We start from the raw sequence: 22675 nt of genomic DNA, 5'->3' as shown, positions 1-22675 counted from the left end.
GCCTATTTGGGCGCGAAGCCGTGTTCGGTGAGGCGTACCTGGGTCAGGTCGAGGCCAAACTGGCTGCGGAAGCTCTGGCCGATGGTGCCGCGGAAGGCGTCGGCCTTGCCGTTCTGGACGCTTTCCTGCCAGCCGGCCATCAGGATGACGGTTTGCAGCTTCAGGTCCTCGCCGAGGCTGGCCAGCTGGGCGGGGCTTTTGGCGACGGCGTTGCGGGCGAGCAGTCCGGCCATCTGCTGGCGCAGGCCGCGGTCGACGGCGGGGGTAATGGCCTTGGTGTCGCGGATGTTGTTGACGACCACGTAGGCCACTTCCATAAACGAGGCCAGGGCCGAGGCCGCGTCGTTGTCCTGGAAGCCGGAGCCTTTCAAGCCGGCGCGGTAGAGCTGGCTGTAGTCGGCCTTGCCGCCGGGGCCGAACATAGTGCGCATGGCCTGGGCCTGGCCGGCGTTGTTGGCCGCCATGCGCCGGGCGAGGTTGTCGACGGTCTGGCGGCGCAGGGCGGGGGTGGCGGTGTAGCTCAGGCGGGCGCTGCCGGCGGTGGCCGCGCCGGTGGCGGCTTTCGATTTGTCGAGGGAAACGCCCATTTCCTTGGCCCTTCGCTCGGCGTCGGCGGTAATGGCGGCGCTCAGGGCCAGGTCGCGGCCGAGCATGGGCAGGTCGAGGGCGCCGCCGAGGTCCTGGGCCTGGGCGGCGGGGCGGGTGAGCAGGAGCAGGCCGAGGGCGGTGGCCGTGAGCAGCTTGGCGTTCATCGGGAGCGGGGCTTGTGGCAAAAAACGGCGCGGGGGCCTTTCCGGGTCTTACGCACGCGCCGGCCGCGCGGGTGCGCGGCGGCCGGGCCCGGGGTAGGCCGGGCGGGGGATAAGCCGTATCTTGGGTCAGCAAGGCCGGCGACAACCCGCCGCGGGCCCGTGCGCATCGGCCATAGCAATGACTGCCCTCACACGCAACAACGTCTCGGTAACGGGCACCGGGGAAGTGGCCCTGGTGTTTATCCACGGCTTCGGCTGCGACCAGCGCATGTGGCGCCTGGTGGCCCCGGCGTTCGAGGACCGCTACCGCGTGGTGCTGCTCGACCTGGTGGGGGCGGGCGGCTCGGAGGTGGGCGCCTACGACCCGGCGCGCTACGCCGCGCTGCAGGCCCATGCCGACGATGTGCTGGCCGTGGTGCGGGCGCTGGCGCTGCCGCGGGTGGTGCTGGTGGGCCACTCCGTCAGCGCCATGATTGCGGTGCTGGCGGCCATTGCCGCGCCCGCGGGCATCGTGGAGCGGCTGGTGCTGGTGGCGCCCTCGCCGCGCTACCTCAACGACGCGGGCTACGTGGGCGGCTTCGAGCGGGTCGACATCGAGGAGCTGCTGGAGGCCATGGACGCCAACTACCTGGGCTGGTCGGGGGCCATGGCGCCGGTTATCATGGGCCACCCCGAGCAGCCGGCGCTGGCCCAGGAGCTGACCGACAGCTTCTGCCGCACCGATCCGGCCATTGCCCGGCACTTCGCCCGCGTGACCTTCCTGGGCGACAACCGCGGCGACCTGCCGCGGCTGCACACGCCCACGCTCATCCTGCAGTCCGCCCACGACGTCATTGCCCCGCTGCCCGTGGGCCAGTACCTGCACCGGCAGCTGCCCGGCAGCGAGCTGGTGGTGCTCGATACCTCGGGTCACTGCCCGCACCTGAGCGCGCCCGCGCCCACCATTGCCGCCATCGACCACTTTTTGGGTGCTGCGCCCCGCCCGTAGCCATGACCCCGCCCGACGACGCGTCCCTGCCCGCCCTGGACCTGCGCCTGACCGAGGAAAACCTCGACGACCTCTACGAGCACGCGCCCTGCGGCTACTGCACCTGCCTGCCCGACGGCACGCTGGTGAAGCTGAACCAGACGCTGCTCGGGTGGCTGGGCTACCGGCGCGACGAGCTGGTGGCCCGCCGCTGCCTGCAGCAGCTGCTGACGGTGGGCGGGCGCCTGCACTACGAAACGCACTGCGCTCCGCTGCTGCTGCTGCAGGGGCAGGTGCGCGAAATGAGCTACCTGCTGCGCCGCCGCGACGGGAGCACCCTGCCGGTGCTGCTGAGCGCGGCGCTGGTGCGCGAGCCCGACGGCACGCCGCTGGCCGTGCGCGTGAGCTTGTTCGACATCACCGAGCGGCGCAAGTACGAGCAGGAGCTGCTGCGCGCCAAGGTGCAGGCCGAGGAGCAGCGCGAGCAGCTGGCCCGGGCCAACGAGCAGCTGCGGGCCAAAAACGAGCAGCTCACCCGCATCAATGCCGACCTGGACAGCTTCGTGTACACGGCCTCGCACGATTTGAAGCAGCCCATCAACAACATGGTGGGGCTGTTCGAGGAGCTGCGCCGCTCCGTCACCTTCCACGACGCGGAGGCGGGCCCGATGATGAGCATGTTCGAGGACGCGCTGGCGCAGATCCTGGCCACCATCGACGGGCTGACGCAGGTGGTGCAGCTGCAGCGGGCCATGGAGCAGGTGCCCGCCGAGCCGGTGGCGCTGCTGCCCTTCACCGAGGACATCATCCGCAGCCTGCAGCCGGCGCCGGCCGGAACCCGCTTCGAGCTGGACTTTGCCGCCGCGCCGGTGCTCCGCATTGCCCGGCCGGGGCTGCACAGCCTGCTCTACAACCTGCTCTCGAATGCGCTGAAGTACGCGGCCCCGGACCGCCCGCCGCGGGTGCGGGTGAGCACGGCCCGGACCGCGCACGCCACCGTGCTCAGCGTGCAGGACAACGGCCGGGGCATCGACCTGACGCGCCACCACCGGGAGCTGTTTCAGCTGTTTCGGCGCTTTCACCCGGAGGTGGCCGGCACCGGCATGGGCCTGTACCTGGTCAACCGGCTGGCCCGGCAGGCGGGCGGGCGCGTGGAGGTGGACAGCGCCGTGGACGCGGGCACCACCTTCCGCATCTTTCTGCCGCAGGAGGAAGCGGGGGATTCAACCCCGGACGCCCGCCCGCTCGCCGCGCCCCCCGGCCCCCTCTCCGAAAAGGAGCGGGGGAGCCAGGCGACGCGGTAGGATTGGGCCTGCCGGACGGTTGGGGCGCGCTTTGCACGATAAACGGGGACAAACGCGGCCGGTGCTCATCTGATCAGCCGGTGCCTGCGCGCTGCCTGAGGGGCGGAAGGGGCTGCGCACCTCCGCGGTTTGGGGGCGGGAAACCTCGGTGAGGAACACGAAAAAGCCCCGGCGGTGGGCCGGGGCTTTGGCGGATAGCAGGCGCAGGGAGCGTTAGCGGCGGTAGCCGTCGTTGCGGCCGCGGTCGTCGCGGCGGTCATCGTGGCGGTCGTTGCGGTGCTGGGCTTCGTAGCGGGCGCGCTCGGCGGCGCGCTGCTGCTCCAGGCGGCGCTGGGCCTGCAGCTGGCGCTGGCGTTCGAGCTCCATTTTGCGCTGGCGCTCGGCGGCTTCGCGGCGGGCACGCTCGGCCCGTTCGCGTTCGAGGCGTTCGGCCCGCTCCCGCTCGTAGCGGCTCACTTCGCGGCGGTCGTTGAACGGGTTGGCGGCCGGGGCGGCGAAGGCCGAGGCGGAAGAAGCGAACAGGCCCAGGGCGGCAACGAAGGAAAACAGGGAGGCTTTCATGGCAAGTGGATGTGTGGGGGTGAGAAGGGGGCGGGGCAGTAGGCAACCGCTTGCCAGGGTAGTTGCAAGCGGGGTGCCAGGGCGGGGCGCCGGGGCGGCGGCGGGCCGGAACTGCCGTCCAAGAAGCTTGGATTATCGCCCACCGGGCGGGTTTCTTCTGCGAATGGGGCGGGGGCTGGTGGAGGCGCTTGGTTGTCTTGCCGGCGCAGGTGCGCTTTGCTGCCCTCACGTTCGCCTCAACCCCCCCGGCCCCCTACCTCGCTTGATGCGCGACATGAAAAGGAGCGCGGGAGCCTGACGAGCGGGGGAGCTTGGTGGCACGAGGCGGTAGGGGGTATGCGGAATGCTCGCAGGAACCGTCAGTGAGCTTGCAGGGGCGGGCGGAATGATTGCAGGAGCCATCGGAATGACTGCAGGGGCTGGCGGCGAGGATGCAGGAATCGATGGCGAGCCAGCCGGCCGGGGGCTTGTTGGGGGCGGATGGGGTGGGGTGGGTCGGGTGGCTATATTTGGGGAAACTGCCCTGCTGATGCCCGTCCTTCGCTACCTCGCTTATTGCTTGAGTGCCTGCCTGCTGCTGGGCTGCTCGACGCCCGCTACGCCGCTCACTTACCGGGTGCAGGACGACGAGCAAGTGCTCGACTTGAAGGGCAGCCCGGGCTGGCAGCCGGCCTGGAATGACTCGCTGATTGCGCGGCTGGAACGGGGTGCCCTGCCCGCCTACGACCGTGACAACCGCCCGCTGCCCGCCGACTCGCTGCGACGGGAGCGGCGGCTGCGGGGGGTGGTGCTGGTGCAGAACGCGCAGGGCAAGCTGGAGGACGGCACCCTGCTGCACCGGCCCCGGGAGCTGAAAGCGGTGCTGCACCTGGCCGGGCAGGCGCACGATATCGACCTGTATTTCTACGATCAGGCCGTGGCGCTGGAGCTGTTCTACGCCCGGGTACGGCAGGCCGAACTGGAAGCGCTGGCCGGGCAGCGGTTCGCCTTCGTGCCCGCTAAGTAGGGGCAGGAGCCTACTCTAATAGACCGGTTCCGGCATAGCGTCGGGGGCTGCGGGCGCGTGGCGGCGTTGTGGGGGTAGAAGATCAGGAGGCTCAGGCCATGACGCTGGCCGGGCGGCGGCACGGCCTTGCGGATGTTGATGTTGCTCGTTCGAGGCCGGGCCGTTGCGCTGCAGCCTGGTCGTTCCGGTGTCTTGGTATTGCTACCAACATGGCGCCGCTACGCGGCTGTGGCCCCCACACTATGCCAGACCGTTCCTGTCTGCGAGGCGGTGGGAACGGTCGGCGAGGTGGTGGGAACGGTCGGCGAGGCGGTGGGGGCTAGCGGTGAGGCGGTGGGGGCTAGCGGCGAGGCGGTGGGGACAGTCGGCGGGGTGGTGGGAACGGTCGGCGAGGTGGTGGATGAAGGCAGAGAGACGGTGGGAATCGTCGGCGAGGTGGTGGGGGCGGTCGGTGAGGTGGTGGATGAAGGCGGTGATGATGAATTGTATTTGTTTGGAATAGGGGGATTGATATATTGTTGGGCTTTTTCGGGTGAAAAGGCGGCTAATCATAATCAAATACCTTTTAGCATGAAAACTTATCAACAAAACCAGTTGGCCATGTACCAGACGGTTTTGCGCTTCTTTGACGAAGCGGGGACGCCGTTGCTGGCCGTGAAGCGCATTGAGGCCGGGCGGGCGAAGCTGGCGGACGTGGTGACGCGTATTGGGGCGGCGGGGGAGTCGCAGGACCGCGACACGACTAAAATCACGGAAAGCAGGACGGCCACGAAGGGGCACGCCGCGCAGAAGGCGGAGGTGTTGCGCCTGCTGGTGGTGACGCTGACCGCTGATGCCGGGTTGCGCGGGGAGCTGAAGCAGCCGCTGAGCAAGGTGGCCAAGGGCAAGGAGGCGGAGCTGCTGGCCTACCTGCGCAAAATCGACGGGGCGGTGGGCACGCTCAAGCCCGCCGACCTGGCCGAGGCGGGCTACGAGGAGCAGGTACGCACGGACCTGCGGGCCGACATCCAGGCGCTGACCGATACGCAGGGGGCGGCCCGGCAGGTGGAAACCGGCACCAGTACGGCCACCGATGCGCTGGAAACGCTGATTGACGAGGCCACGCGGGTGCTGGACGAGCAGCTGGACCCGCTGGTGACGGCCCAGCAGCTGAAGCACCCGGAGCTGGTGACGCAGTACGAGGCCGCGCGGCGCATCGTGAAGACGGCGGCCCGGCGCAAGGCCGAGTACCGCGGGGTGGCCCGCTACGGCAAGCCGGTATTGGTGTACGACCGGCGCGAGGCCGGCGTGCCCCAGCCGACGCTGGGCAACCGCAGCGGCAAGGGCCTCACGCTGCGCTACTACACGGCCCTGACCAGCACGGCCGCGCCCGCGCCGGGGCAGGGCGTGGTGGTGAAGCACAAGACGGATCAGCAGCTGGCGGATTATAGCGGGCTGGGGGCGGCCGATGCGCCGTACCTGCTGGTGGTGCTGGAGCAGGTGGACGGGGAAGGACGGTGGGTGGTGCGGTAGGGCGCCTAGTGGGCTTGGTCGGAATGGAAACGCCCCGGTTTTGGTCGGGGCGTTTTTGTTTGTGTGTGATACATTGTAATTGTAAAATTTTGTGATGCTTAATGTATGGCCAAGTTAGTTATGTGGTTGTATATTAGAATGCGGATTTAATTTTATTTATTTCATATGGTAGTAGTCCAAATTGAGTAAGCATGCTATTTGGTAATATGCTTAAAATATTAATAAGTTCTTCTATGCTGTCGTTTGGGTTTAGAATGTTTGTAAGTTTTTGAATTGCTGAAACAGGAATGTCATATTCTTTTAGTGAAGAAAGGTTTCCAGGGAGAAAATTGTGTTCTAATGTTCTTGCATAAAGAGTATAGTTGCCAAAATCAATGCCATGTTTTTTGAATACATATTCTTGTAAATCGGATATAACACATATCCATTTTGGCAGCTTGTGGTCAAACCAATGTCTGGTGATATTGAGTGTGAAGAAAGTCAAGGTGTTTAATCTGGTTTTATAATCTGGTATTATTTTTACCCAATAAGGATCATCTACAATTATTTTTATTAATATAGGCAATGATTTTACTTGGGTATATCGACTTGTCATGAAAGTTAAATGCTTAGCTGATCTGATTTCTGCTCGATTCTCTTTTGGCTTTAACAAAAAGTGCCAGCATAAATCAATAACCGCTAATAGTTGTTCGTATGTGGGGTTTGATGACCAATTAAGTAAGTAGTGATATTTTTGTAGATTATTTTCTATCTCATTTATTATTTCTATCTGTCCATTAACATTGATTGAGCTGTTCTTTCTTATAGTTTCTAATATATCTGGTGGGTGGTTTTGGTATTCACTTAGCTTGGCAAGTCCGTCATTGTTAATATCTTTTGTGTCGATAGAAAATAAAAATTCAATAGGTGCATTTTTTTGATCGTATAATGGTAAATCTATAAATAAATCTGTCTGAATAGGTGGTTTTTCGAATCTATATACATTGCCAATAAAATAGTTGTTCATTCTTCCGGATCTGCCAGCAATATTCTTGTAGTCAAAAAAATCGATAGGCTTTCTTCCTTTCTCTTTGTCAAAGAGCACGACATTCTTTGCAGATGTATTTACTCCTTCAATCAGTGTAGAGGTGCAAAACAACCATTTGATGTTGCCTTGATTGAATGCGTCTACTAAAGCACTGCCTAAATGCCTTGGTATTGCTCCATGATGAAAACCTATGCCTTTTTGCAGTGCTTCGATTAGTAGCCACTCATTATTCAAATTTTCTTCAATCCATTCAATGATTTCCTTGTTGTCAAAATTTGGCAGCTCTATCGGGTTATAAACGTCTTCGTTAAGATATTCTACGAAGTCATTACAAAGTTTTGTTGCCTTCAACGGTGCGGAGCAATATATGAGTGTTGGTTCTTGTAATTGAACTAATAGATCTAGTAGGTTTTGGGTTTTTAGTGCTTTCTTTTCAGCTGCTTTTAATGATCCTCTTGTTTCGTGGTTAATTTCATCTACAGCAACAGTTGCAAACTCCGTGGGAAACCACAATAGGTCAAACTGTTCTTTAAACGCAACAGGTATGTTTTTAATCATAGGCCCTAAAAGATAGAACCTGTTTGTCATTTTGAGCAGTTTGTAGAAAGCTTGATTTAAAACAACCGCTCTGTCATCATCTCTTTCTACACTTAGTTTATAAAATTCATCAATTATAAAAAAATCAACTCCAATGAATTTAGAGTACTCAACAGTTCTCTCTCCTGTAAAAATGAAAATATTTCCTTTGTCTATATCTGGGTATTGAGATGTTGAGACAATGATTTTGTATTCTCGCTTGTATTTTAATAACTTCTTTCTTGTTTCGTCAATTAATGCTAATGTGGGTTGTATAATAACGATTTGCTTATAAATATTGCTTGCTACTATCTCTTCAATCAGTAGGCTTTTTCCGAAACTAGTCGGAGCACTGACGACTACTGACCTCTTTTCTAATAAATTCATGGATATTTTTTGTTGTTCCTCGTGTAAGTAGACATTGTTCAGATGAGGAGATTTGTGATATTCATATCTCAGAAGTGAGCTTGAGGATAGTCTTTCAGGCTTAACGTACGGGTACAAGCCAGCTGCTTCAGTAATGTCATTCCACATTTCATGTGTTTGTGGGGCTACTAATTCCCATATATCTTGTATTCTTATGACTAGGTCTCTTCCATTAGATTCTAACTCTTTGTTTCTTAATAAGGACGTGCATAGTTTTGCTATAGCAAAACTGGTTGAAGAGTCAATGAATGACTTGTTGCGGATTATGCTAAGTGCCTGTTCGTAATTCATAGTTAAATGCTTTGCATGGCCTTTAATCTTTTATTTAGTTCTTTATTAAGTTCGTTTTTGCATGGGACTGGTAGTAGCATTAATATAATCTCAACATTATTTGGTATTGTTAGCTTTAGTTTTAGTTTATCAAATTCTGAGCATAAATACTTGCATTCATTTTCAAATTCTTGAAAATAATCTACTGTTTCATCAGTATGCTTGTTGAACAAATTACTAGTATAAGTGCAGACCATCGGTATTACTAAGCTTGAAAATATGGTTTGAGCGCGCTGATGTTTATCCATTAAGTTTCGCCAGTAATCTATTTCGGGTACTTCAACAGGTAGTTTTCGCGATACCAAAGCGAATTCTTTTCTTATGTAATCTTCATTTACATGTTTGTGAATATCTTTTGCAAGATCTTGAATGCCTCTTTTGCCAGTTTTAAACATTTTGGACTCACCTAACCATAATTTTTTTTCTTCTCCATTAATAGTTACATGCACTCCATCGAAGCCGTGTACAGGTACATCATGGGAATCTTTGAAATAAATTTTTGATACTAAAGGTATGCTATTTTGAAAATCTCTTAGCAAAAGATGTAATATTAATTCTCCGAATTCTCCTCTCTTTTGGTATTTATCAGTTTGATAAACTGTATCAGCAGCTTCTTTTAATCTATCTACCATTACGGTTAAAGAAAATCCTTTTCCTTCATGGTAACCCAATGAAAACTCGGGTATAACTCTTCTTATTACATCAATAAGCGGTAGGAATCTGAATTTGTTGTTGTCGAACCCGACATGGTAAGCCTTTAATGCGGGCTCACAGATGCGTTCATCTATGACTAAGTCGGACTGGAAAGGTCTTGGCATAAGCTTCTTAATAGTCAGATAGGACTTGTGGAGTAACTGTTATTAAGGTGATGCAGCGCACACATGATACCATTTGGTACAGGGCGAAGACAAATCTAATAATGTTAATCATGACTATGTACAACAAATTTTGAATTGTCAGAACAGTACATGGTTGTTGATTCACACCTAGACTCCTCCCAAACTCAAATGCCAGCGACCGTAGAAACCTAAATTACAGATTCCCCACACTAAGCGCCCCGGTGCGGCTGATGCGTCAGCTGTACCGGGGCGCTTGGTTTTAGGGCGCGAAAGGGCGGGGCATTATACCGTCCATAGCCGCAAGCTGAGCCAGCCGTAGGAGGCCAGAGCAAAGGCCAGCCAGCCCAGGGCGCCGTAGGTGAGCAGCAGGTACCAGGCCACGGTGCGGCTGCGGAACTGGCGGAAGCGGCGCAGCGTGAGCAGCAGGCCGGCCAGGATGAGGGCGGCGAACAGCAGGGGGCCGAGGCTGACCAGGATGGGGAGGGGCTGCCGGGTGCCGGTCTGGGTGATGTGGTCGACGAGGCCGAGGAAGCCGATGAGGGTGCCGACGAGGGTGAGGCTGGCCAGCAGGGGCAGCAGGCGGGGCAGCACCTGGCCGCGGGGCACCTGGCGGCGCAGGGCCAGGATCAGCCAGACCAGGCCGGCGAAGCTGCTGCTGAGCATGAGCAGCACGGTGAGGCCGAGCAGGGCGGGGCGCAGCCACCACCAGGTGTTGCTGGCTTCGAGGGCGTAGGTGCCGTTGCCGACGAGGGCGCGGCGGCCGTCGCGGTCGTGGGTGAGGGCCAGGGAGGCTTGCTGCTGGCCGGGGCGGCGGAAGGTGAGCGGGGGGCCGGCGGGCAGCAGGGTATCGGCGTCGCCGAAGAGGGGCTGGAACAGCAGCAGCGGGCCGCGGCGCACCAGCTGCCGGTCGCCGAGCAGGTAGTCGTTGAGGCCGGCCATGTGCTGCCGGGGCGCGGCGGGGCTAAAGTGGCCGAGGAAGGGGGCGAGGGCGGCGGAATCGAGGGGGCGGGTGGCCGGGGCGGCGGGGGCGGGCACGCGGCGCAGCAGGAAGTCGCGGATCAGCTTGTCGAGGCTTTTGGTGGGCTGGCCGCCGTTGTTGGAGAGGGCGTAGCCCACGCCCAGTTCGCGCTGGTAGGCGAAGGTGGAGAGGAAGCCGTCGATGCCGCCGCCGTGGCCGCGGAAGGCGGCGGGGCCTTTCCAGTTCATCACCTGGTTGGCCAGGCCGTACTGGGCGGGCAGGCCGGCGCGGGCGGCCAGGGTGCTGTGGGTGGTTTCGATGTCGCGGAGGGTGCCGGGCGCGAGCAGGGCGGGGCCGGTGGGGCTGGTGCGCAGGTCGTGGAGGAAGAATTGCACCCAGCGCGTCATGTCGGCGGCGGAGGCGCTGAGCGAGCCGGCGGGGCCGGAGTAGATGGGCAGCGGGGCAATGGGCTGGTAGTGGCCGTCGGCGAAGCGGTAGCCCCGGGCCAGCTGGGGCAGGGCGGCGGGGCGCAGGGCGAAGGTGGCGTCGGCCATGCCCAGGGGGCGGAGCAGGTGCCGGGCGAGGTAGGTTTCGTAGGGCTGGCCGCCGCGTTTTTCGAGCAGGTAGCCGGCCAGCAGGTAGCCGGGGTTGGAGTAGCTCATCCGCTCGCCGGGGCGCCAGCGGCAGCGCAGCTCCGGCCGGAACACCTGCACGCTGGCCGCGCCGCGCGGGTCGGTGGCGGTGGGGTTGTAGACGTGGTTGAGGTGCATGTCGTCGAAGCCGGCGGTGTGCTCCAGTAGATGCACGACGCGCACCGGGTCGGTGGCTTCCCAGGGGTTGTCGATAGGTACTTCGGGGGCCAGCTTGCGCACCTCATCGTTCAGGCTGAGCTTGCCCTGCTGCACGAGCTTGAGCAGGCCCACGGCCACGAAGGTTTTGGTGACGGAGCCCATGCGAAACAGCGTGTGGGCGGTGACGGGCTTTTGCTGGGCCACGTCGGCCAAGCCCAGCCCGCCCTCGAAGAGCACCGAATCGTGGGCAACGATAGTGAGCAGCAGGCCGGGCATGTGCTCCTTCTGCATGATGCGCTGCAGCGAGTCGGTGAGCTGGGGAATGGTGCTGATGGGCCGGCGCTGGGCGCGGGCGGCGGGCTGGGTAAGGCCGGCCAGCAGCGGCAGGAGCAGGAGTAATCGTTTCACGCTATAGAGGAAGGGGATTTTGGGGGAAGATAGGAGTAGTTTTTAGTCGCCGCCTGACGGGCTGGTTACCCGGCTTCCTCTGCCAGCCCGGTCAGCGCGTCCGCCTGGGGCTGGAGCGGGTCGGGCTGCGGCCGGCTGCCGCGCAGAAACCAGAGCAGCGCCAGGGTGGCGGCCAGCACGTTGGCGGCCACGAAGCTCCACCAGAGGCCGCGGAAGCCCAGGGCGGTGTGGCTGCTGAGGTACCAGGCAATGGGAAACTGCAGCACCCAGGTGCTGATGAGGGTGAGCAGCATGGCGCCCAGGGTGTTGCCGGCCCCGCGCAGGGCGCCGGATACCGATTGCTGCACGCCGGTAAAGCACAGGCTGGCGGCGGCGATGCGCACGAACTGCACCGCCTCGGCGGCCACGGCTTCGTCGCCGGCCAGGAAGAAGCGCACCAGCGGCTGAGCGGCGGCGTAGATGGCCGCGCCCACCAGCAGCAGCCCCAGAAAGCTGGTGCCGATGGCGTAGCGGGCAGTTTGGCGGGCGCGGTCGGGGCGCTGGGCGCCCAGGTTCTGGGCCACCAGCGTGGAGCAGGCCAGCGAGATGCCCAGGGCCGGGATGATGCCCAGGGCCAGCAGGCGCGAGCCGATGCCGTAGGCGGCCAGCACGGTGGTGCCGAAGCCGGTGGCCAGGATGGTCATCATGGAAAAGCCCAGGGCGCGCGCCGATAAATCGATGGAGGAGGGGGCACCGAGGCGGAAGGCGCGCAGCATCAGGGCGGTGTCGGGGCGGAAGCCGCGGAAGCTGAGCTTGAGCCCGGCCGTGCCGCGCAGCATCAGCGCGAGGCCCAGTACCACCGACAGGGCCTGGGTGCCGACGGTGGCCAGGGCGGCGCCGGCCACGCCCAGGCCGGGCACGGGGCCGTAGCCGTAGATGAAGAGCGGGTCGAGCAGGAAGTTGAGGGCCAGGGCCAGCAGGTTGATGTAGAGCGGCAGGCGCACCTGCCCCACGCCGCGCATCAGGGCCTGAAACATGAGGAAGCCGAAGTTCAGCGGCAGGCCCAGAAAGAGCACCTGCTGGAAGCGGTTGGCCAGCGGGAAAATGTCGGGCCCGACGCCGATGAGGCGCAGCAGCAGGGGCGAGGCAAAGTAGGCCCCCACGGCCAGCAGCAGCGACAGGGACAGGGTCAGCACCAGGGACTGGGCGGCCACGTGGTTGACCATCGGCAGGTCGCGGGCGCCGAAGTGGCGGGCCACCAGCACCGAGCCGGCCACCGAAAAGCCCGAGCCCAGGGCCACCAGCAGGAAGTTGATGGGGAAGCTCACGGCCACCGCGGCTACGGCATTGGCCCCGAGCCGGCCCACCCAGTAGGCATCCACGAGCTGGTAGCCGGTCTGGAGCAGGTTGGCCAGCACGATGGGCACGGCCAGGCGCAGCAGGGCGCGCAGGATGGGGCCTTCGGTAAGCGGGGCGGTGGTGGTAGTGGAGGGAGCGGGCATGGTTTGCCGGCTAACGGGCGGGCGGGGGCGGGCGTTTCGCGGTGGAGCTTCCCTTTCCGGGTCCTGGCGGCCCCTGCCCCGGCCCCAACGCACTTGATGCGCGCCATCCTCCGGAAGCGGGGAAGCCGGCCGAACGGGGGAAACGCAAGCGCCCCGGTGTTGGCCGGGGCGCTTGGGGTTGGTGGTGGCGCCTGTGGTGAACGGTAAGGCCCCGCGTGACGCCACGCTGAATCTGAACCGCGCGGAGGCTTATAGTTCCGCCAAATCAGCTTAGTTCAGGATGCCGTCTTGGGTAAATTGGTCAAGCAAGGCGGCGATGGATGAGAACTTAGCTTTCATCTTTTCAGCAATTGCACCGCTGGCAATATCCAGGTAAATGGCGCTAAAATCACTGTCGTACAGGGCCGACCACCAGGCCCAGGCGGGCGAGCTTTTAGGGCCTCCCAAGCCTGCGGCCAGGTATTGGGAGACGGCGCTTCCGGTTCCGCCGCCGATGACTCCAACGTCGAGCGTAGCGCCGCTGAATTCCAGGCCGATGGCGTATTCTCCCCACGTTGGGCGAGCCAGCGCGCAGGGCGATTCATTGACAAAATTCTTGAAGGCTTCAACATCTGCCGGGCAGGAAACAAGCTGCAGCCCAAGCTCCCGGGCCACTGTCAAGACGTAGCCCGCAAATTTCTCGCGTAGCTGCTGCTCTGCCGTTTGAAGAACCGTCGGAAGCTGGTAGGCGGCTTCAAGCAGGTTTGGGTCGTTGAGCAGAAGCTTCGCAATTTCCGCGTGGTTGACGGTCGGCATAGGGGAAGTAGTGGGGAAATGCAGCTGGGTTTCGATTTGAAAACGGAAGTCAAGTAGAAATTCCTTGACTTTGGGTGCGTGCGCCCGCCCGGACCAGCTGCTGAGCAGGGGCAGTAAGAATTCCTGGTAGGTGATATTGCGGTAGTGGCCGGAGGCGGTCAGCTGCTCACGCTGGTCGGTCGATAAACTGGTTGGGGCCGGATGGCGCGTCGTCCGACTTAAGTACAGCAAGATGTACCCGTCGCCAAAACCGCCCACGCCGGTAAGGTATTCGTGGTAGGCCTCTAACTGGCGAGGCGTATCCCCGGTGCTGTCGTGCGGTTTGTTCTCAAGGCAGATGGCGAATCGATGCTGGCGGCCTGTCAGCAGCAGATCAATTTGTCCGTAGTTGCCGCCACCATGCCGCTTCTCTGCCACCACGTTGTAGGTATCCTCAGGAATATGGCGGCTGGGCAACAGCTTGCGGAGCTCTTGGAGAAAGTGTTGCTGAAAGACGCCTTGCTGTCCATGCTGGTTGGTATGGTTCAGGAAAAAGGCCAGCATGTGGGTTACAGGCACCTCGCCCCAGGGAATGAAGTGGAACGGCGAGAATTCAAAGGCGGTAGCAAGCTTAAGCGCGGTAAGCTCCTGCTGATTGCGCTCCGTAATCTGATGCGTTTGCCTCAACAATGATTGATACAGGTCGATGTCGCTCATGCCTGATAGATAGAAGCGTTTGTAAGTAAGCTTAAGGGGTACCGTACTGGCAACGCCTGCGGGCTTGCCGGGCAGCGGGCCGGCGCCGGAGCTGCGCCGGGTAATTCGGGCTACAGCAGCCAGGCCAGGGGCATAATAGCCAGGCCTAGCGCAATCAAGGCGTACGTCCCGCGGCGGTACAGCGGGCTGTCGATGGCCACGTGCGCGGGCTGGGCCGGATCGTAGTAAAGTGGCACGGCGGCGCCCGGTGCCAGGCGGTAGCGCGACTCCACGGTTACCGCCGTGCCCTCCACGGTTTGGAAGCTGACCTGCGCCCGGGGCGGGCTGGTTTCGAGGCCGGTGACCCGGCCCCAGACGTGCTGGCCGCGGCGGCGCAGCTGGCTGCTGTGCAGCAGCAGGTGGGCGCCGGCCAGCACCAGGCCCAGGCCGAAGGCGAAAATCAGGGCGTTGGAGCCCGTCAGCGGTTGGGCAGTCATGCGTGGTTAGTTGTTTTTCAGCGCCTCCCGGATGCCGCTCAGCCCGCCGGCAATGCTTTCGAGCTTGTCGAGCATCTGCAGCAGCTGGCCGGCGCCGGAGTTGCGCAGGTTTTCCAGGTAGGTTTGCTTGATCTGCTGCCAGCGCTGCTGCTGCTCGGGCGTGAGCCAGCCGAGCAACTCGCGCAGCTTGAGCAGGTTGGCTTCGGTGGCGCTGGTCAGGGTCTGGGCTTCGCTTTCGTAGTGGGCGGCCAGCAGCTGCTCGATTTCCTGGTCGTTCATCACCGGGCGCACTTTTTCGGCCAGCTTGTTCATGTTGCGGTAGGAGCCCTGCAGCTTGAACGGCGGCTCGGTGCGGTAGGCGTCGGCCTGGGCGGCCGAGCTGATGTAGGCGGCGTTGACGCGGGCTACCACGTCGCGCAGGCGCAGCAGCTGGCGCAGCACGGCCACGTACTCATTCAGCTCCTCCGGCGAGTGGTTGCCCTCGAAGCTGAGGCCGTCGGCCGAGTTGGTTTCGGCCAGGCGCAGCAGGGTGGGCACGTCCTGGGGGGCCTGGGCGGCCAGGCGGGCCAGGGTGGGGTGGCTGGTGAGGGCGTTTTCGAGGTAGGAGAGGCGGAAGGCCTGCTCGGAGCCGGCCGTGAGGATGTCGCCGAGGTTGTAGATGTCGGCGCGGTTGGCCAGCATGTCGGGAATGCGGAATACCTCCCCGCTTTCGGTGTAGGGGTTGCCGGCCATCACCACGCACACCTTGCGGCCGCGGAAGTCGTAGGTGCGGGCGCGGCCCTGGTACACGCCCTCGATTTTGCGCTGGGCGTCGCAGAGCGAGATGAACTTCTGCAGGAACTCGGGGTGGCAGTGCTGGATGTCGTCGACGTAAATCATCACGTTGTCGCCCATCTCGAAGGCCAGGTTCAGCTTCTCCAGCTCCTGCCGCGCCCCCGCGTTGGGCGCCTGCGCGGGGTCGACGCTGGTCACCGCGTGCCCGATGGCCGGCCCGTTGATTTTCATGAAAATCAGGCCCAGGCGGTTGGCCACGTATTCCAGCAGGGTGGTCTTGCCATAGCCGGGCGGCGAAATCAGCAGCAGCAGGCCCATCAGGTCCGTCCGCTTGCCTTCCCCGGCGGTACCGATCTGCTTGGCAAGGTTGGCCCCGATGAGGGGCAGGTACACCTGGTCGATGAGCTGGTTGCGCACGAAGGAGGTCAGCACGCGGGGGCGGAAGTCGTCCAGGAGCATGTCCGCGGCGGCCTGGGCTAGCAGGTCTTTTTTCAGCGTCTGGTAGGCCTCGAACTGCGGCAGCGTGTGGGTGCGGTACTGGTGCAGCCGGCGGCGGAAGGCCGGGAAGTCGAGGTGATATTCGTTTTTCGTTGTTTGTTGGTCGTTGCTGGTGACGATGCGCGGGTGGTTGCCGCGCATGTCGGGCAGCACCTCGGTCAGGGGCGTGCGGACCACCTTTTCCGGCGCGTAGCCGCCGGTGGCGAGCAGGACGGCAACCTCACCCCCCGGCCCCCTCTCCTTAGATTCCGCGAATAAAGCGGCGGAAGGGGGAGCCACGGCGGCGCTGACGAAAGCCTGGAGCCACTGCCGGATCAGCTGAAACTGCGCCGTAGGCTGCCCGCTCAGGGCCGCAACGGACGACTCGAAGGTTTCACTGGCGCGGCGCTCCTTGAGCTGCTTCTGGAAGGCGTCGTACAGGTCGGCGGCTTCGGCGGAAGTGGTGAAAGGCGTCGGCGGCGTCTGAAGCTGCTCCACGGGGAGGCTGCCCCGGCCTTCTACCAGTCCGCCCGGGCCGGCGGCTGGTTGCGGCGCGGCGAGGGAAGGCGCGCTGCTCTGCTGAATCAGCTCGTGCAGCAGGTATTCGCCGGCTTCGGCCACTTCCTGCGGGGTGAACAGGCCGGTTTTAGCGGCAAAGGTTTCGATGGCCGCCTGCAGCTCGGCGGTGAGCTGGCCGGTTTCCTGGGCGTCGGGGAAAACTTGCAACAGCAGCGCGAGGCCCTGAATCTGGCGCTGCCAGTGAGCTTTCTGCTCAGCTGGGGCGAAACGGTGCCAGTAGAGCGCGGCGGCGGCGCGGGTGTCGGCGGGGTAGCGCAGCAGGCCGGCGGTGCGGGTGAGGCGCACGAGGGCCGAGAGGATCTGGGCCGCGTCGTGGTCGTGGACGCCCTTGAGGTAGCCTTCGGCGTAGCGCGGGGCCATGTGCTGCTGCACGTAGCCCAGCAGCTCGGCGGGGCCGAGGCGTTCCAGCTCGGCTACCGTCAGCACGGCGGGGGCGCCGTCCTGGGCGGGGCGGGGATGCTGGGCGGCGCGGAGCAGGTAATCGGCCAGGAACTCGGCGCGGTACACGTCCTGGTTTTCCGAGGGCAGGGTTTGTTCCCACACGGGGCGGGCCTGCTGCACGGCTTCGCTCTCGACGGGGCGGAAGAAGTTGGTGCCGGTGAGGTGGTAGTGCAGCGTCCCGTCGCGCAGCACCAGGGTCAGCTCCAGCGGCTGGGTGTTCACGGTGAACGTGTGCGGGCCGAAGCGCACGGCCTGGCCGCCGTCGGTGAAGAGGTCGGCGCGGTCCTTGAGCTGGCGCACGGCGTCTTCGCGCAGGGTTTTCAGGCGGGACTGCAGGTCGTCGGCCTTCACCGCGTCGCCCAGGCTGAGCAGCTCATCCACGGTGCGGCGCACTTTCTCCACCATCACGTCGGCGGCGAAGTAGCCGTTGATGTCGGCAATGCTGGTCAGCTTGGTCACGCGGTTGTGCACCGCCTTAAGCATCCGCTCGGCCGATTGGAGCAGGGCGGAGGCGCGCTGGTTGCGGGCGGCCACCAGGCTTTGCTTGCGGGCCTCGAAGGCTTCGTAGGCTTCCTCGCGGCGGGAGGCCAGCTGGCTCAGGAACTGGTCGAATTCGGGGAATTTGCCCTCCAGCTCCTCCAGCTGCACCATCAGGCGCGAGAGGTACTCGTCGCACTTGGCGGGCGTGTCGGAGAGGTCGAGGTAGTTCACCAGGGCCTGTTCGAGCAGCTTGAGCTGGGCCGAAAACTCGGCCTGGGCCTCGGTGCCGGCCAAGGTCTGGCGGCGGCGCTTGAGGGCGGCCCGCAGCTGGTTGAAGCCCGCGTAGATGCCCGAAATGTTGTCGATGATGCGGGTGGTCTGCGTCGGGTCGGCAATGGGCAGGTTGCCCACCACTTCGATCAGCAATTCCAGCTCGGCGGCCACCCCGTTCAGCTCCTGCTCCAGCTTGTTGGCCTCGGTGACGGTCGGCAGCTGGTCGATGCCCGCGCCTAGGGCCTGCACCCGCGCGGCGTAGGGCGCCAGGGCGTCGTCGCGCAAGAGGAAATCCACGGTGCGCTGGGCCACTTCCTGCGAGAGGCTTTGCAGCTCCCCGGCGGCTTTGTCGACGGCGGGCAGCTCCACGTAGCGCAGCTCCTTCAGCGAAATGACTTCGCCGCGCACGGTGCGCAAATCGGCCAGCTGCTGCACGTACTGCTGCACCTCGGTGGCGTCGGCGGTACGCTTGATCAGGTCGCGCAGCTCGGCGGCGCGGCCGAGTACCTGCTGGGTCGTCTCCTGGGTGCTGCGGCGGATGCGCTGCACCTTGTCGAACTCCTCCACGGCGGCGGTGGCGGCCTGGCGGATTTCCTGCAGGGGCTCGGCCAGCTTTTCGGCGCCGGGTTCCGCCAGCCAGTGGTAGGTGTCGGTGAGGGAGGTGGTGCGGCGGATCAGGTCGAGGTAGAGGCCGGTGTAGGAGTCGTCCTTGCCGATGAGCGTCAGCACTTCCTGGGCTTCGGCCATGGCCCGCACGATTTCCTTGTTGCCGAGCTTGCCCAGGTAGCCGTCCTGGGCGGCGGGCAGCTGGAAGTCGGGGGCGGTGTAGGGCGTCTGCCAGATCTGCACGGCGTGGTGCTTCTTGGGCTCCTCGTCGGCGCGGAAGTAGCACAGCTCCCCGTTCTCAAACAAGGCGTAGCCGTGGCAGACGATGGGCGCGGCCACCCGCTGGCTGATGAGGTTGTAACTCAGCAGCAGGTACAGGCCGTTGTCTTTTTGGAAGAACACGTACAGAAAATCCTCGCCGTTGGGCGCCGCCACCCGCCGCTCAAACACCAGCTCCGGCGGCACCTGCTCGAACTGCTTTCCGTCGCCGGTCTGCAGGTAGTAGCCGTGGGGGAAAATCAGGCCGTGGCCATCGGGCAGCAGCACGCAGGCGTCGGCCAGCGCGTCGAGGCGCTGGGCCTGCCGCAGCTTGGTGTTGTAGAGAAAGTAGCGAAACTGCGGCTCCTGGTAGGGCCGGATCTTGAGCAAGACCAGCTGGCCGACCACCGCGTAGTGAATTTCGGCGTCGTCCAGGGTCTGGTCCTTGTTCTCCACCGGCTCGGCGTAGATGCCCTGCCCGGTCTTGGTATTATCCTCGACCTTGATGGTCAAGTCGCCGCCCACCGTCTCCACGAACACCTTGTCCTCGATGCTGATGTGCGGGTACTTGCCGGCCCGGTGCATGTCGCGGGTGGCGCGCTTCCACTGGAACTCGTGCTGGGGCGGGAAGGTGTACTCGTGGTCGGAGCGGTTGTCGAGGTAGGTCAGGGTCTGGCCCTGCACCAGCCACTTGAAGGTCTTGATGTCGTTGGGCGTCTTGCCCACCCGGAACACCATGAACAGGTGCTCCCCGCGCTGGGCAAACTTCACGAAGCGCGTCTTCTTGTAGTACTTATACAGGTTGCGCAGCTCCTCGATGAACGTCTTATCGTTCAGCAGCTCCAGCCCCACGGGGTGAAACTCCGGCCGGCGGTAGGCATACACCCCGAAAATGTCCGTCAGCTCCACCTCGGTCTTGAGGCCCAGCAGCACGTTGTAGCCGAACAGAAACTGGTCGCCCAGGGCCACCATGTCCATCGGCACGCAGTTGTGCTCGGTGGTGATGCGCCCGGTGCCCAGCAGCTGCCAGTCCAGCGCGCCAAAGACTTTCTTGCGCTCGGTATTGAGCTTATCCAGCCGTACGCGCAGTTCCGAGCCGCCCTTGGTGAGGCGGTTGCGCAGAATTTCGTAGGTGCCGGTTTCGAGTTGGGGCGCGGCGGTTTGTTCCATAAAGCGGGTAAGAACCTGACGTTTGGACGTAAGGAGTAATTAGTTTTTCTCGCGCAGCAGCGTGGCTTTCAGCACGGCCTTCGACGGGTCGGCCTTGGCGTACACCACGGCCGTCGTGTCGCCCATCTGGTGGCCGCGTAGGAAGGCGCGGTTGACGCGCGTGCGCAACGTGTATTTCCGGCCGTCCACCCGGTAGGTGACGGTAACCCGCTTGTGCTTGTAGCGCCGCCGCCGGGTGATGATGCCCGTGGTAACGCCCGGATCCTTCAGGATAAATGCCCGCTTCTGCGCATCGGCCTGCTTGCCCCGGTAAATGATGACTCCGATAAGGGCGAATGTCAGCAGCAGCACGAGCAGCAGCCCCAGCACCTGTTTCTTGTTAGTAGGAATGGGGTTCGAAGAGGGTGCTTGCATCCTGTTCTAAGAGCTGGTAGGCAGCCTTGGCTTTATTTTCTAAAAGGCTAGAAACTAGTTCCCCCTCTCCTTTTTCGGAGAGGGGGCTAGGGGGGGAGGCGCCGGCGCCGTTAGTTCAACGAACTCACCTTCGTATCCCCGATGCCCATCATCTGGGCCGTGCTGGCCAGTTGGGTGATGGTGTTGCGGGTGGCGTCGTCGCCGGCCTTGTTCAGCAGCTTCAGCAGCAGGGCCGAGATGGTGAGGTTGCGCACATCCTCCGATTTCAGCCCGAACTGGTTGATAAAGCGGGTGATGTTGTGCTTGAAGTCGCCGCCCCCGTCAGCCGCAAAGAACGTGTCCTTCACCGTGGTCAGCACCTGGGAGTTGCCCACGGCCCGGTCGATGCTCTTGCCCTTGGTAATCGAGCCGATGATCTGGTCGAAGAACATCGTCTCGCCGCCCACGATGTCGATTTTGGCGGCTTTCAGGGCCTCGGCAATGACGCCCGACTGCGCGCTGGCAATGTCCTTCTGGATGTTGATTTCAGCCAGCTCCACGGCCTGGTCCTTGGCCAGGCGCAGCTTGAATTCCTCGTGCTCCTTGCCCACGCCGTCGAGCTTTTTCATGGCGTCGGCCTTGGCTTCGATGCCCTTGGCTTCCACCGCAAACCGCTCCTCGTTCACGCGTACTTCGGCCAGCCCTTTCTTCTGCTGGGCGTCGGCCATGGCGTCGATAACTTCCACTTCCACCATGGCCTTTTCGCGGTTCACCTTGGCGGCCACGAGGCCGAGCTTCTCGTCGGCTTCGGCCTGGGCGCCGGCTTTGGCCTGGATGGCCTGGGCCTCGGCCGTAGCCGTCAGTTGCAGCACGGTGGCCTGGGTTTCGCCCTCTTTCTGGCGGGCGGTGGCTTTGGCCTGCATCACCTGGGCTTCGGCCAGGCCCACGGCCGTGGCTTTCGAGGCTTCGGCTTCGGCCAGCGTGCGGATGGCCTGGGCCTTGAACTCGGCCGTGGCCTTCTCGGCTTCGGCGTCGATGAGCGACTGTTTGGCGCGGAACTCGGCGGCCTGCTTGGCCATGTCGGCTTCGCCCACCAGGTTCACCGTGGCGGCTTCGGCAGCCTGCTTGGCGGCCGTAATGGCGACCAGCTTTTCGCGCTCGGCCTGGGCCTGGGCGCGGGTATCCTTGATTTTCTCTTCTTCCTGCACCGTGGCCTTTTCCACCGAAATCCGCTCCCGGATGATGGCCTGGATGTTTTTGCGCTCCTCCTCCACGGCCTTGTCCTTCTCAATCTGCGCCAGGGCCACAATCCGCTCCCGCTCGTTGATTTCGAGGGCTTTGGCCTGGCTTACCCGCTCGGTTTCCACCGCGTCGGTGCGCTGCTTGTTGCGCTCGGCCACCAGGATCTGCCGGTCCCGGTTCTGCTCGGCCACCTTCACTTCCTCCTCGGTCGCCAGGCGGGCCCGCTCCGATTTCAGCAGTTCCTCCTGCTGCACTTTGGCAATTTCGGCGGTTTCGCGGGCCCGGATGCTGGCAATTTCGCGCTTCTGCTTTTCCTGGTTTTCCATCAGTTGCTTTTCCAGCTGCAGGATGGTTTCCTGGGCTTCCACGTCCTGCTTCTTGATGGTTTTCTGCGTCTCCCGCTCGATGGCGTTGGCCTGAATCTTCTGCTCCGAGGTCAGGGCAATAATCTTCTTGATGCCCTCCGCGTCCAGGATGTTGTCGTGGTTGAGCGCATTAAGGGGAGTCTGCTCCAGGTAGTCGATGGCGCAGTCGTCGAGCACGTAGCCGTTCAGGTCGGTGCCGATGATGCGCACGATTTCCTGCTTGAACTGCTCCCGGGAGTTGTACAGCTCGATGAAGTCGAAGTGCTTGCCCACGGTCTTCAAAGCCTCCGAGAACTTGGCGTCGAACAAATTTTCCAGCGCCGCCGGGTCCGAAGCGCGGTGGGCGCCGATGCTCTGGGCCACGTTCATCACGTCCTCGTGGGTTTTGTTGACGCGCACGAAGAAGTTCACCTTCACGTCGGCCCGCAGGTTGTCCTTGCACACCAGCCCTTCCTTGCCGGCGCGGGCAATGACGATGGTTTTCAGCTTGATATCCATCACCTCCATGCGGTGCAGGATGGGCACCACGAAGATGCCCGAAAACGAGACCTTGGTGTCGCCCATGCCGGTGCGTACCAGCGCCTCGCCCTGCGCGGCCTTGTGGTACATGCGGGCAATGATGGCAATGATGCCGAGCAGAAACAGGCCGAGCACGACGAGCACGGCCAGAGAAAGTTGACCAACCATAAAAGGAGGTAGTAAAAGTGTATGC

Annotated in this window: 15 protein-coding genes; 4 read left to right on the top strand and 11 right to left on the bottom strand. The window is 62.2% G+C overall.

Annotated features, from left to right (window positions below; translation table 11 throughout):
- Positions 1-2: 2 nt before the first annotated feature.
- Positions 3-752, bottom strand: coding sequence for a DUF6683 family protein (locus DLM85_RS06970; RefSeq protein WP_111477319.1), 750 nt, complete (start codon positions 750-752; stop codon positions 3-5).
- Between the two features lie 178 nt (positions 753-930).
- Between DLM85_RS06970 and DLM85_RS06965 the strand changes: the two genes are divergently transcribed.
- Together DLM85_RS06965 and DLM85_RS06960 are read left to right on the top strand one after the other, a co-directional pair.
- A complete protein-coding gene (locus DLM85_RS06965; RefSeq protein ID WP_111477318.1) occupies positions 931-1740 on the top strand; it encodes an alpha/beta fold hydrolase in 810 nt (269 codons plus the stop codon).
- Between the two features lie 2 nt (positions 1741-1742).
- On the top strand, positions 1743-3023 hold the full coding sequence (locus DLM85_RS06960) for a PAS domain-containing sensor histidine kinase (protein ID WP_111477317.1): 1281 nt from the start codon (positions 1743-1745) through the stop codon (positions 3021-3023).
- 213 nt (positions 3024-3236) lie between these two features.
- Here the strand turns inward: DLM85_RS06960 and DLM85_RS06955 are convergent, their stop codons facing one another.
- A complete protein-coding gene (locus tag DLM85_RS06955) occupies positions 3237-3584 on the bottom strand; it encodes an ATP-dependent DNA helicase (RefSeq protein WP_111477316.1) in 348 nt (115 codons plus the stop codon).
- Between the two features lie 529 nt (positions 3585-4113).
- On the opposite strand from DLM85_RS06955, the gene DLM85_RS06950 reads away from it, so the two are divergent.
- On the top strand, positions 4114-4590 hold the full coding sequence (locus tag DLM85_RS06950; protein ID WP_133256945.1) for a hypothetical protein: 477 nt from the start codon (positions 4114-4116) through the stop codon (positions 4588-4590).
- Positions 4591-5160: 570 nt separating this feature from the next.
- The gene (locus tag DLM85_RS06945; RefSeq protein ID WP_111477314.1) at positions 5161-6102 is read left to right on the top strand and encodes a hypothetical protein; all 942 of its coding nucleotides are present in this window, start codon (positions 5161-5163) and stop codon (positions 6100-6102) included.
- A 133-nt stretch (positions 6103-6235) separates the two neighbouring features.
- Here DLM85_RS06945 and DLM85_RS06940 read toward each other — a convergent pair whose 3' ends face one another.
- The 9 genes from DLM85_RS06940 to DLM85_RS06895 form a co-directional block, all read right to left on the bottom strand.
- On the bottom strand, positions 6236-8422 hold the full coding sequence (locus DLM85_RS06940; protein WP_133256944.1) for a DEAD/DEAH box helicase: 2187 nt from the start codon (positions 8420-8422) through the stop codon (positions 6236-6238).
- A 2-nt stretch (positions 8423-8424) separates the two neighbouring features.
- Positions 8425-9279 (bottom strand): HamA C-terminal domain-containing protein, encoded by an 855-nt coding sequence (locus DLM85_RS06930; protein ID WP_111477313.1) that lies wholly within the window; start codon positions 9277-9279, stop codon positions 8425-8427.
- Between the two features lie 303 nt (positions 9280-9582).
- On the bottom strand, positions 9583-11457 hold the full coding sequence (locus tag DLM85_RS26175; RefSeq protein WP_111477312.1) for a serine hydrolase domain-containing protein: 1875 nt from the start codon (positions 11455-11457) through the stop codon (positions 9583-9585).
- A gap of 65 nt (positions 11458-11522) precedes the next feature.
- Positions 11523-12938, bottom strand: coding sequence for an MATE family efflux transporter (locus tag DLM85_RS06920; protein ID WP_111477311.1), 1416 nt, complete (start codon positions 12936-12938; stop codon positions 11523-11525).
- Positions 12939-13208: 270 nt separating this feature from the next.
- Positions 13209-14429, bottom strand: a complete 1221-nt coding sequence (locus DLM85_RS06915) for a PD-(D/E)XK nuclease family protein (protein ID WP_111477310.1) — start codon at positions 14427-14429, stop codon at positions 13209-13211.
- 110 nt (positions 14430-14539) lie between these two features.
- The gene (locus tag DLM85_RS06910) at positions 14540-14905 is read right to left on the bottom strand and encodes a DUF3592 domain-containing protein (RefSeq protein ID WP_111477309.1); all 366 of its coding nucleotides are present in this window, start codon (positions 14903-14905) and stop codon (positions 14540-14542) included.
- Positions 14906-14911: 6 nt separating this feature from the next.
- Positions 14912-19963, bottom strand: coding sequence for a DNA repair ATPase (locus DLM85_RS06905; protein WP_111477308.1), 5052 nt, complete (start codon positions 19961-19963; stop codon positions 14912-14914).
- Positions 19964-20002: 39 nt separating this feature from the next.
- On the bottom strand, positions 20003-20377 hold the full coding sequence (locus DLM85_RS06900; protein WP_133256943.1) for a DUF3592 domain-containing protein: 375 nt from the start codon (positions 20375-20377) through the stop codon (positions 20003-20005).
- 110 nt (positions 20378-20487) lie between these two features.
- Positions 20488-22650 carry a flotillin family protein gene (locus tag DLM85_RS06895; protein WP_111477306.1) on the bottom strand — a complete coding sequence of 721 codons (2163 nt, stop codon included), beginning with the start codon at positions 22648-22650 and terminating at the stop codon, positions 20488-20490.
- Positions 22651-22675 lie beyond the last annotated feature (25 nt).

This window comes from Hymenobacter edaphi (assembly GCF_003258365.1).
In the GTDB taxonomy this organism is placed as follows: domain Bacteria; phylum Bacteroidota; class Bacteroidia; order Cytophagales; family Hymenobacteraceae; genus Solirubrum; species Solirubrum edaphi.
This window is presented reverse-complemented; position numbering and strand designations above follow the sequence as displayed.

Coding starts and splice junctions, on each gene's coding strand:
- DLM85_RS06955 (WP_111477316.1), bottom strand. CDS start 3,584: ATGAAAGCCTCCCTGTTTTCCTTCGTTGCCGCCCTGGGCCTGTTCGCT.
- DLM85_RS06900 (WP_133256943.1), bottom strand. CDS start 20,377: ATGCAAGCACCCTCTTCGAACCCCATTCCTACTAACAAGAAACAGGTG.
- DLM85_RS06970 (WP_111477319.1), bottom strand. CDS start 752: ATGAACGCCAAGCTGCTCACGGCCACCGCCCTCGGCCTGCTCCTGCTC.
- DLM85_RS06965 (WP_111477318.1), top strand. CDS start 931: ATGACTGCCCTCACACGCAACAACGTCTCGGTAACGGGCACCGGGGAA.
- DLM85_RS06895 (WP_111477306.1), bottom strand. CDS start 22,650: ATGGTTGGTCAACTTTCTCTGGCCGTGCTCGTCGTGCTCGGCCTGTTT.
- DLM85_RS06960 (WP_111477317.1), top strand. CDS start 1,743: ATGACCCCGCCCGACGACGCGTCCCTGCCCGCCCTGGACCTGCGCCTG.
- DLM85_RS06940 (WP_133256944.1), bottom strand. CDS start 8,422: ATGAATTACGAACAGGCACTTAGCATAATCCGCAACAAGTCATTCATT.
- DLM85_RS06950 (WP_133256945.1), top strand. CDS start 4,114: ATGCCCGTCCTTCGCTACCTCGCTTATTGCTTGAGTGCCTGCCTGCTG.
- DLM85_RS06915 (WP_111477310.1), bottom strand. CDS start 14,429: ATGAGCGACATCGACCTGTATCAATCATTGTTGAGGCAAACGCATCAG.
- DLM85_RS06930 (WP_111477313.1), bottom strand. CDS start 9,279: ATGCCAAGACCTTTCCAGTCCGACTTAGTCATAGATGAACGCATCTGT.
- DLM85_RS06905 (WP_111477308.1), bottom strand. CDS start 19,963: ATGGAACAAACCGCCGCGCCCCAACTCGAAACCGGCACCTACGAAATT.
- DLM85_RS06920 (WP_111477311.1), bottom strand. CDS start 12,938: ATGCCCGCTCCCTCCACTACCACCACCGCCCCGCTTACCGAAGGCCCC.
- DLM85_RS06945 (WP_111477314.1), top strand. CDS start 5,161: ATGAAAACTTATCAACAAAACCAGTTGGCCATGTACCAGACGGTTTTG.
- DLM85_RS06910 (WP_111477309.1), bottom strand. CDS start 14,905: ATGACTGCCCAACCGCTGACGGGCTCCAACGCCCTGATTTTCGCCTTC.